Below are 11,047 nucleotides of genomic sequence, written 5' to 3' on the forward strand. Positions count from 1 at the left end.
AGCGAGGCTGGCGGATGAGCACGATCCTGCGTCTACCCGGAGCACCCGAAGAACTGACCCTCCCCGCACTCCTCCTGCGCAACGCCGAGGACCACGGCAGCCGGCCCGCGCTCTCCTGGCGCCAGGGCGAAGGGTGGTCGACGCTCACCTGGTCCGAGGTCCGCCGGCGTGTGACCGAGCTGTCCGCCGGATACGCGGAGCTCGGCGTCGTACGCGGCGATCACGTCCTGATGATGATGGGCAACCGGCCCGAGCACTGGCTCTGCGACCTCGCCCTCACCCACCTCGGGGCCGTCCCGGTCTCGGTCTACGGCACCGCCGCACCCGGCCAGATCGCCCATATCGCCCGCCACAGCCGCGCCCGGCTCGCGGTGATCGAGGGTGAGCGGGAAGTCGGCCGATGGGCGCCGCTCCTGGGCGAGACCGAACTGGAGCGCCTGGTCGTCGTCGAGCCCGACGCGGCGGCCGGCCACACCCCGTACAGCCAGGTCCTGGCAGCAGGGCAAGACGGTGAGGCCTTCGAGAAGGCCTGGCGCGAGATCCGCCCGGCCGACCCCCTCACCGTCGTCTACACCTCCGGCACCACGGGCGACCCCAAGGGCGTCCGCATCACGCATCGCAACGTGATCCGCAACGCCCTCGCGCTCGACTCGGTCGTCGAGCTGCCGGATCACGCCGGGCACATCTCGTATCTCCCCTTCGCGCATATCGCGGAGCGCATGCTCGGGATCTATCTGCCGGTCTTCCGCGCCGCCCACGTCCATCTCTGCCCGGACCCCGCACAGTTGGCGGCCACGGTGCGCGAGCTCAGGCCCGTGCAGTTCTTCGGGGTGCCCCGCGTCTGGGAGAAGCTCGCCGCAGCCGTACGGGCGATGCTCGCGCAGGCCCCCGAGGAGCGCAGGCGGGCGGTCGAGAAGGCCTGTGACACCGCGCGCGCCCATCTCGCCCACCGCGAGAAGGGCGAGCCGGTCCCGGGTCCGCTCGATGCCGCGTACCGGCATGTCAAGAAGCATGTGCTCGACCCGATCCTCGCCCTGGCCGGCTTCGACCGGCTCCTGTGGACCGCGAGCGCGTCGGCGCCGATGCCGCCGGACGTGATGCGCTTCTGGGCCGGCTTCGGGCTCACGATCATGGACGCCTGGGGCCTCACGGAGACCGTCGGCGTCGCCACCACCAACAGCCCGGGCGCCTTCCGGACCGGCTCGGTGGGCCGGCCGCTCGAAGGCGTGGAGGTCCGCACCGCCGAGGACGGCGAGATCTTCGTACGCGGCGGCACCGTCTTCGACGGCTACCTCCGGGCCGACGGATCGCTCCAGGACGCGTGTGACGCGGACGGCTGGTTCGCGACAGGGGACATCGGCCGGATCGACGAGGACGGCTACCTCTGGCTCACCGACCGCAAGAAGGAAATGATCATTACCTCGACGGGCAAGAACGTCTCACCCGCCCTGGTCGAGAACACCCTCAAGGAACACCCGCTGATCGGCCAGGCCCTCGCGTACGGCGACGGCCGCTCGTATCTCGTGGCCCTGCTGGTCCTCGACCCCGAGACCTTCCCGGTCTGGGCCCAGGCGCGGGGCGTGCCGGCCGACCCGCGCGATCCGGCCGTACGCAAGGAGATCGAGCAGGCCGTGGCGGCGGCGAACGAGCGGCTCAACAGCACCGAGCAGATCAAGCGGTTCACGATCCTCGGCGAGGAGTGGGGACCGGAGTCGGGAGAGCTGACCCCGTCCCTGAAGCTGCGCCGACGGGCGATCACAGAGCGGTACAGGGCGGACATCGAAGATCTGTACAGCCCTTGATCACCATGTGAGATGTCCCGCTCTGTGACCTGCACCACCGCAGGTTGGATCAAGTGTGGGTAAAGGTGTGCCAGGTCCGTGCCGCGTCAGGGGTGGCACGGGCTTTGCACTGTCCCCCCACTGAGAGTTGAACAGCGCGTGAGCAAGGAAGCCGTCACCGCGGCACAGGAGGCACCCCGCACGGTCGCCTCCGACGTGCCCGCCGATGCAGGCGACGCGGGATACAGCAAGGACCTCAAGGCCCGCCACATCAACATGATCGCTATCGGTGGAGCGATCGGCACCGGACTGTTCCTCGGAGCGGGCGGCCGCCTCAACTCGGCAGGACCGGGTCTCGCCCTCGCCTACCTGGTGTGCGGCATCTTCGCGTTCTTCGTGGTCCGCGCGCTCGGCGCGATGGTCGTCTACCGGCCCTCGTCCGGTTCGTTCGTGAGTTACGCCCGTGAGTTCCTCGGTGAGAAGGGCGCGTACGTCGCCGGCTGGGGCTACTTCCTCAACTGGGCGACGACCGGTATCGCCGACATCACAGCGATCGCGCTGTACACGCACTACTGGAGCTTCTTCACCGACATCCCGCAGTGGGTGCTCGCGCTGATCGCGCTCTCCATCGTGCTCGTGGTGAACCTGATCTCCGTGAAGATCTTCGGTGAGCTCGAGTTCTGGTTCTCGATCGTCAAGGTCTCGGCCCTGGTGATCTTCATGGCGATCGGTATCTTCCTGCTCGTCACGCAGTCCGACGTGGGCGGCGAGAAGCCCGGCCTGCACGTGATCACCGAGAACGGCGGTCTCTTCCCGGCCGGCGTCATGCCCGTCGTCATCGTGATGACCGGCGTCGTCTTCGCCTACGCCTCGCTCGAACTGATCGGCGTCGCGGCCGGCGAGGCCGCCGAGCCGCAGAAGGTCGTGCCGCGCGCGGTGAACTCGATCATGTGGCGCGTGGGTCTCTTCTACGTCGGCTCGGTCGTGCTGCTCGCGCTCCTGATGCCCGGCTCGAAGTACTCCGGCGACGAGAGCCCCTTCGTCACCGTGCTCTCCTCGATCGGCGTCCCGGCGGCCGGCGACGTGATGAACCTCGTGGTCCTCACGGCTGCGATGTCCTCGCTCAACTCGGGTCTGTACTCCACCGGCCGCATCCTGCGCTCGATGGCGATGGCGGGCACCGCCCCGGCCTTCACCTCGAAGATGAGCCGCACCAACGTGCCGTACGGCGGCATCCTGCTCACCTCCGGCGTGTGCGTGGCCGGTGTCGGCCTGAACTTCCTGGTGCCGGAGAAGGCCTTCGAGATCGTCCTGAACGTCGCGGCGCTCGGCATCATCTCCACCTGGATCACGATCATGCTCTGCCACATGGTGTTCCGGCGCCGGGCCGAGGAGGGTCTGCTGACCCTGCCGAAGTTCAAGCTGCCCGGCAGCCCGGTCACCGAGATCGTCACGATCGTCTTCCTGCTCACGGTGCTCGGCCTGATGTGGAAGGACGCCGAGATCGGCCGTCCGACCCTCTACCTGATCCCGGTCATCGCGCTCGCGCTGGTCATCGGCTGGTACAAGGTCCGCGACAAGGTCGCGGCCGGCGGTCTCGCCGCCGAGCGGCAGCTCGACTCCTCGAAGTAACGGCGCACGCCGCAGCGGCCGGTCCAGCCCCTCGGGGCGGGACCGGCCGCTGCCGTCTTCAGGTCGTCTCCGCTTTCAGGACGCGGACGCCGTCACCGGGTAGTGGTCCGACAGATTCGTGTACGTGTAGGACGTACCCCAGCTCGTGACCGTCCAGGGCGCGGACTGCTCCTTGACCACATGGTTCGTCCACCCAGCGGGCCGCACATGCCCGGCCCGGTGCAGCACGTAGTCCAGGTCCTCGCGCGGATCGTCCGGGTAGCGGTCCTTCGCGATCGAGTTGTCCTGGGTGTCGAAGGAGTACGGATGCCCGGTCCGCGCGTCCGCCCCCACCAGGCCCCCGTCCGCGAGCATCGAACCGTACTCGCCGCTGTGCGAGTCGACGTTCAGATCGCCCGCGACGATGACCTGCTCCGAGGCCGGAATCGCCTTCGCGTCCAGGAACGCGTCGATGTCCTTGAGCTGGGCGCTGCGCATCGCCGCCGCCTCACCCGAGCCGCACCCGGGATCCGTGGACTGCAGATGCGTCCCGACCACGTGCACCTTCGTGCCGTTCACGTCCAGGACCGCGTACGCGAAGCCCTTGTTGGAGTACCAGTCGGACCCGCAGGCGTCCGGGAAGACGTACTGCTCCTTGCGCAGCACCGGCCACTTGCTGAAGATCGTGACCCCGCCGTCCTCGGGCGTGGTCGTCGAGTAGTTGCCACCGGTCGCGTCCCAGCCGGACCTGCTCCGCCCGACGACGGGCGTCTGGTGCGGATACTCGCCGCGCGCACCCGCCGCGAGCGCGTCGGAGGAGGAGTTGTCGAAGGCCTCCTGGATCACCACCACGTCCTGGCCGCGGAAGAAGGACGTCTTCGGGATCGCGGCCGCGCGGTGGTCCTGACCCCAGTTCGGATACAGCGTCTTGCTGAAGAGGAAGGCGTTGTACGTCAGCACCTTGACGTCCGGCGCGGCCGCCGCCGATGCGGACCCGGGCGAGGTCGCGACCAGACCGGCACCGGCGAGCAGACCGGCGAGTGCGATGGCGGTCGTACGAGGTGCGCGAGGTGTACGCGGCACAGGGACTCCCGTGATGAGTGGGGGCAGGAGGTGGTGCCCGCTCATCAAAGCAGCGCCGGTTACTTCTGAGTAGCCCGCGGATGTCGGCGAGTTGTCGCCGCGTCGCACACTCGGCTGTCACGACTGCCCTCTTTTGCGCGGGAGTTGACCGGAGTAACTTCCGCCGCATGCCGATACCTGCGCGGGCCACCCGCTTCAGACCTGTCGTGCTCACGGCTGCCCTGGCGGCCCTTCTCCTCTCGCTGCTCTCTCCCGCCTACGCCGCCGCGCAGAGCGGCCGCCCGGCGGAGAGCAAGCCGGTCTACTCGTACGCGGACGCCATCCGTGAATCCGTCTGGGTCGACACCGGGCTCGACGGCGACGGCGACGGGAAGACCGATCGCGTCGCCGCGGACATCATCCGCCCGCGCGAACCCGCCCAACGCGGGCGCAAGATCCCCGTGATCATGGACGCAAGCCCGTACTACGCGTGCTGCGGCCGGGGCAACGAGAGCCAGAAGAAGACCTACGACGCCGACGGCAACGTGGTGCAGTTCCCGCTGTACTACGACAACTACTTCGTCCCGCGCGGCTACGCCTTCGTCGCCGTGGACTTCGCCGGTACGAACCGCTCCGACGGCTGCGTGGACGTCGGCGGACGCTCCGATGTGACCTCCGCGAAGGCCGTCGTCGACTGGCTGAACGGCCGCGGCCGCGGCTACACCAGCCGCACCGGCGACGAACGCGCGAAAGCCGGCTGGTCCAACGGGGACACCGGCATGATCGGCAAGAGTTACGACGGTACGGTCGCCAACGGCGTGGCCGCGACCGGTGTCGAGGGCCTCAAGACCATCGTGCCGATCGGCGCCATCTCCTCCTGGTACGACTACTACTTCCAGCAGGGCGCCCCGCTTTACGACAGCGGCCCCGAGTGGCTGTCCGATTACGTGGAGAGCCCTGAGGCCCGCGCCCGCTGCGGCGCCGTACAGCAGCGGCTGATCGACGAGGCGCCGCGCAACGGCGACTGGACCCGCCTGTGGGACGAGCGCAACCACGTGCCGGACGCCGACAAGGTCGAGGCCAGCGTGTTCGTCGTACACGGACAGCAGGACCTCAACGTGCGCGCCAAGCACTTCGGCCAGTGGTGGGACGCGCTCGCCGAGGAAGGTGTGGAGCGGAAGATCTGGCTGAGCCAGACCGGGCATGTCGACCCCTTCGACTTCCGACGGGCCGACTGGGTGCGCACCCTGCACCGCTGGTTCGACCATGAACTCCTCGGCTACGACAACGGCATCGACGACGAGCCGATGGCCGATATCGAGACCGCCCCCGACCAGTGGCAGACCAGCCGCCACTGGCCGCCGCGCGCCACGGACACCGTGGCCGTCAAGCCGGGCCCGGGCGCGCAGGCCGGCGTCGGCACCCTGGGACTCAAGTCGGCGCCCCGTGGCGCGACCGAGACGTTCACCGACGATCCGAGCCGCGGCGAGACGGACTGGGCGGCCCAGCTCACCACCTCGACACCGGACAAGGCGGGCTTCGTCACCGCGCCACTCGCCAAGGACCTGCGGATATCCGGGAGTTCACAGGTCACCGTGACCGCGACCCCCTCGACCCCGACCGCCCACCTCTCCGCCGTCCTGGTCGACCTGGGCCCCGCCACCATCCGTGACTTCGCCGCCGCAGGCGAGGGCATCGTCACGCTGCCCGAGCGCAGTTGCTGGGGCGAGAGCCGCGAAGGCGACAGCCCGTGCTTCAAGGAGACGGCCGCCAAGACCGCGGACGTCGACTACACGGTGTTCAGCCGCGGGTGGGCCGACCTCGGCACCTTCGCCGACCCGCGTACGGAACGTCCGCTGACGCCGGGCAGGCAGCACACGCTCACCATCGACCTCGCCTCGAGCGACCACGTGATCCCGGCAGGCCACCGTCTCGCCCTCATCGTCGCGGGCACCGACGCCGGACTCATCGAACCGCCCGCGACACCGGGCACGTTGACGCTCGATCTGCGCCGCACCACCGCCGAGCTGCCGTTCGTCGGCGGCTGGCGGGCGTTCGCCGAGGCCACCCGCCCCGGCGCACCCGCCGCGGCGCCTCGCGAGAGCCGTTACGAAGGGCTCACGCAGGCACCCGAGGCGCACCGTCTTCCCCCGGAGAAAGGCCTGATCCCTTGAGACGCGCACTTTCGCTGACGGCCGCCGCGACCGCGTTCGCGGCGGCCCTGACCGGCCCCGCCCTCGCGGGCTCCGGCCAGACGGAGGCCTCGACGCCCGGACCCCGTACGGGATTCGAGCGGTCCGACGGCGCCAACTGGACCACCCAGCCCGAGGAGCAGGACTTCCTGCGCACCGTCGACCGCGACAGCCGCCGGATCCGGGTCGAGCAGATCGGCACCACCAAGCAGAACCGGCCGCTCCAGCTCGCCCGCCTGGGCACCGACCGGCCCGGAGCGCCCACCGTGCTCCTCATCTGCTCCCAGCACGGCGACGAACCCTCCGGCCGCGAAGCCTGCCTCACCACGCTCCGCGATCTCGCCTACGCCAAGGACAAGCGCACCCTCGAACTCCTCGACCGCAGCGAGATCCTGATCGTCCCCACCGCCAACCCCGACGGCCGCGCCGCGGACACCCGCGGCAACTCCGACGGCGTCGACATCAACCGCGACCATGTCGCCCTCGCCACCGCGGAGGGCCGCACCCTGGCCCGGGTCATCCGCGACCAGCGCCCCGACGTCATCTACGACCTGCACGAGTATGGCGCCACACCCCCGTACTACGACAAGGACCTCTTCGACCTGTGGCCGCGCAACCTCAACACCGACCACGACGTGCACGACCACGCCCAGGACCTCTCCGGGGACTACGTCCGTCCGGCCGCCGAGGACGAGGGCTACTCCACGGGCACGTACGGGATCTGGACCGATCCCGAGACCGGAGAGCCGATCAAGCAGACCGCGGGAGACGGGCAGGAGCGCATCCTGCGCAACGCCTCCGGGATCAAGCACGCGGTCGGGCTGCTCATCGAGAGCCGAGTCGACGCGCTCACGGATGAGGAGAAGGCGGACGAGAGCCTGAACAACCGGCGTCGCGTGAACTCCCAACTGGCCGCGCTTGACGGCCTGTTCGCCATCACCGGCGAGAAGGGCCGCAGCGTCGACCGCGCGACCGGCGAGGCCCGTCGCGCCGGCTACGCGGACGAGGGCCCCGTCTATCTCGGCGGCGCCGACAACGATCCCGCGGAGCCGTCCGAGATCATCCCCGACCCGCCCTGCGGCTACCGGCTCACCGCCGCGCAGTACACGGACATCGGTGACGAACTCGCGCTGCACGGCGTCAAGGTGCGCCCCGACGGCGACGGTGTGCTCGTGCCGCTGCGCCAGTCGCTGCGTGCGCTCGTCCCGCTGCTGCTCGACGAACGGGCGCCGTACAACGTCGTGAACGGGCAACCCGCCGACGAATGCTGATGGTCTGTGACCTGTGACACGTGTGTGGTAGCGAAGAGGCGAGCATAACGAAGACGCCACCTCGAAAGGCCCCGCCTATGCCGCACGAAGAGCAGAACAGACCGGAAGAACAGAAGAAAAGGGCCGGCCGGGGAGAACCGCATCTGTCCACGGGGCTCCCCGGCAGCCCCCACGACCACGGTGTGGTGACGACCGACCGGGTGGTGTTCGGCGTCACCGCCGCCATCACGCTCGCCTTCGTCCTGTGGGGCGCGCTCGCCACGGACAACCTCGAGGACGTCTCCGCGAAGGCGCTCAACGGGTTGATCCACAATGCCGGTTGGGCCTTCGTCCTCGCAGCCTCGGGATTCGTGGTCTTCGCGCTGTGGCTGGCGGTCAGCCGCTACGGGAAGATCACCCTGGGCCGCGAGGGCGAGGAGCCCGAGTTCCGCACGGTGTCCTGGGTCGCGATGATGTTCAGCGCCGGTATGGGCATCGGCCTGATGTTCTACGGGGTGAGCGAGCCCCTCGCGCACTTCACCACCCCACCGCCCGGCACCGACCCGGCCGACTCGGCCACGGCCATGATGACCGCGATGGCCACCACGCTCTTCCACTGGACGCTGCACCCGTGGGCGATCTACGCGGTGGTGGGTCTGGCCATCGCGTACAGCACCTTCCGCCGGGGCCGGCGGCAGACGATCAGCGCGGTGTTCACCCCGCTCATCGGCAAGAGGCACGCCAACGGCGGCTGGGGCCGCGTGATCGACATCCTCGCCATCTTCGCCACGCTCTTCGGCTCGGCCGCCTCCCTCGGGCTCGGCACCCTGCAGATCAGCAGCGGAATGAAGGAGCTCGACTGGGCCAAGACCATCGGTACGGGCGTGCTCGTGGCGATCATCGCGGTGCTCACCGCGGCCTTCGTCCTCTCGGCGGTCTCCGGTGTCGAGAAGGGCATCCAGTGGCTGTCCAACACCAACATGGTGCTCGCCCTGGTCCTCGCCCTCTTCGTCTTCATCGCGGGCCCGACCGTGATCGTCCTCGACCTGCTGCCCACCTCGATCGCCTCCTACCTGGGTGATCTGCCGCAGCTCGCGGGCCGCACCGAGGCGAGCGGCGGCGAGGGCGTCGCGGACTGGCTGGGCAGCTGGACGGTCTTCTACTGGGCGTGGTGGATCTCCTGGACGCCCTTCGTCGGCATGTTCATCGCGCGGATCAGCCGCGGCCGCACCATCCGCCAGTTCATCGGCGGCGTGATCCTGGTGCCCAGCACGGTCAGCCTGGTCTGGTTCGCCATCTTCGGCGGTACCGCGATGAAGATGAAGGAGAGCGGCCGGCTCGGCGACGAGGCCACGCCCGAGGGTCAACTCTTCGCCCTCCTGCGGGAGTTCCCCATCCCCACCGTGATGAGCATCCTCGTGATGATCCTCGTCGGCATCTTCTTCGTCTCCGGCGCGGACGCGGCGTCCATCGTCATGGGCACGCTCTCGCAGCGCGGCACCTTCGAACCGACCCGCCTCGTGGTGGTGTTCTGGGGTGTGGTCACCGGAGCCGTCGCCGCCGTGATGCTGATGATCGGCAACGGCAAACCCAACGCCCTGCAAGGTCTGCAGAACCTCACGATCCTGGCCGCCGCGCCCTTTGTGATCGTGATGCTCGGCATGTGCTGGTCGCTGATGCGCGATCTGCGCAAGGACCCGCTCATCGTCCGGGGCGAGATGGGTGAGGAAGCCGTCGAGATGGCCGTGATCGCGGGCCATGAGAAGTACGACGGCGAGTTCGAGCTGAGGATCGGACCGGCGCCGATCGACGAGTGACAGCAGGGGAGCGGGGCGCGCCGCGTCCCGCTCCCCGTGCCCCGCACCGAGCGCTCGACGAGAACCCGATCAGCGGAATATCGCAGTCATGCTCGCTTCCGCCCTCGGATGGGGATACTCGTGGCATGTGTGCCGAGTACGCGACCTTCGGTCTTGCCCCGGCGATGCGGGCCGGCGGCGTCCTGGCCAACGGTGACTACCAAGTCCACCGTGATTTCACGGACTTCATCGTGGAAGGCAGGCCGCTGCTCTTCCAGCTGTCCGATCTCGACGCGGTGTCCCCGCTCGCCTCGGACGTACCGCCCGCGATCTTCTCCACGCATGTGCGCAGACTCCTGCTCGAGGCCGAAGCCCCGCTGCCCGACGGGAGGTTCGTGATCTACGGCTGTCCCGAATGCGAGTCCCTCGAATGCGGCGCGGTCACCGCGGTCATCGAGAAGGACCCCGCGAGCGGCGAGGACTTCATCTGGCGGGACTTCGCCTGGCAGACCCAGGACGAGGTCGACCTCGAACGCGACGGGTATCACGGCATCGGACCGTTCCGCTTCCGCGGCTCCGAGTACCGCAGCGAGCTCGCGCGGCTGCTCGCCACTCCCGAACCCGCCCTGCCGCGGCGGGTGTTGCTGATCGGCGCCAGGGTCGCCGTGCTCGCCAAGCTCGCCGCCGCGCTGCGCACCATCGGCATAGGCGCCGAGATCACCCAGGACGCCACCGGCGTGCCGCCCGAGGAGCTGCGGACGTACGGCGCCGTCGCCTTCGGCCGAGCGGTGACCGACACCCAACGGGCCTTGGTGCGCGAGGCGTTCGAGCGTACGGGTGTGGAGGTGGTGTACGTGGACGGACTCGCTCCGATCATCCCGATCCTGGTGGCGCAGATCGAGGACGCGCTCGACCGCAGCCCGGTGCAGCAGCGACGGCTGACCCGCCTCGTGGCGGCGGACGGCGAGGCGGGGATCGAGGTCACCTCGACCTGCCGGGTCCGGCTCACCGGCTACCGGCTCGACCGGCTCTACCGGACGCATGCACACGAGCTGTTCGACGACGTCCTGGAGGCCGGCAAGCACCGGATCGCCCTGGAGGCGAAGGCGGTGAAGGGGGAGTCGTACATAGTGGCGCGGACCACGGACAGTGTCCTTGTCGCGCCGATGGTGCGCTGAGACGCCGAAGGGGGCGGCCTGTCGGGGCCGCCCCCTTCAACCGCTTTGCCGTCAGCGGCGCTTGGGGTCCACCAGCCCCGCCTTGCGCAAGGCGTCGGCCATCGCGCTGTTCGCGGGTGCAGGTGCCTGACGGCCGCCACCTTGGCCGCCGCCCCCGCGCCGCTCCCGGTTGCCGCC

The 11,047-nt window shown here is 69.4% G+C and carries 7 protein-coding genes; 6 read left to right on the forward strand and 1 reads right to left on the reverse strand.

Annotated features, from left to right (window positions below; translation table 11 throughout):
- Positions 1–14 precede the first annotated feature (14 nt).
- Together ABT367_RS27470 and ABT367_RS27475 are read left to right on the forward strand one after the other, a co-directional pair.
- Entirely contained in the window at positions 15–1,802 is a 1,788-nt protein-coding gene (locus tag ABT367_RS27470; protein WP_352255785.1) for an AMP-dependent synthetase/ligase, read from the forward strand.
- Positions 1,803–1,940: 138 nt separating this feature from the next.
- A complete protein-coding gene (locus tag ABT367_RS27475; RefSeq protein WP_352255786.1) occupies positions 1,941–3,413 on the forward strand; it encodes an amino acid permease in 1,473 nt (490 codons plus the stop codon).
- 75 nt (positions 3,414–3,488) lie between these two features.
- Here the strand turns inward: ABT367_RS27475 and sph are convergent, their stop codons facing one another.
- Complete coding sequence (gene sph, locus ABT367_RS27480; RefSeq protein ID WP_434975551.1) at positions 3,489–4,475, reverse strand: sphingomyelin phosphodiesterase; 987 nt, start codon at positions 4,473–4,475, stop codon at positions 3,489–3,491.
- 167 nt (positions 4,476–4,642) lie between these two features.
- Between sph and ABT367_RS27485 the strand changes: the two genes are divergently transcribed.
- From ABT367_RS27485 to ABT367_RS27500, 4 genes are all read left to right on the forward strand, one after another.
- Positions 4,643–6,628: a Xaa-Pro dipeptidyl-peptidase gene (locus ABT367_RS27485; RefSeq protein ID WP_352255787.1), complete on the forward strand. Its 1,986-nt coding sequence runs from the start codon at positions 4,643–4,645 to the stop codon at positions 6,626–6,628.
- Positions 6,625–7,917, forward strand: a complete 1,293-nt coding sequence (locus tag ABT367_RS27490) for a M14 family metallopeptidase (protein WP_352255788.1) — start codon at positions 6,625–6,627, stop codon at positions 7,915–7,917. Before ABT367_RS27485 ends, ABT367_RS27490 begins: the two co-directional genes overlap by 4 nt.
- Before the next feature lie 77 nt (positions 7,918–7,994).
- On the forward strand, positions 7,995–9,713 hold the full coding sequence (locus tag ABT367_RS27495) for a BCCT family transporter (protein WP_352255789.1): 1,719 nt from the start codon (positions 7,995–7,997) through the stop codon (positions 9,711–9,713).
- A 125-nt stretch (positions 9,714–9,838) separates the two neighbouring features.
- Positions 9,839–10,870 carry an oxidoreductase gene (locus tag ABT367_RS27500; protein ID WP_352255790.1) on the forward strand — a complete coding sequence of 344 codons (1,032 nt, stop codon included), beginning with the start codon at positions 9,839–9,841 and terminating at the stop codon, positions 10,868–10,870.
- The last annotated feature ends 177 nt before the right edge of the window (positions 10,871–11,047 follow it).

The sequence above is a fragment of the Streptomyces mesophilus genome, from assembly GCF_040300965.1.
Taxonomy (GTDB): Bacteria; Actinomycetota; Actinomycetes; order Streptomycetales; family Streptomycetaceae; genus Streptomyces; species Streptomyces mesophilus_A.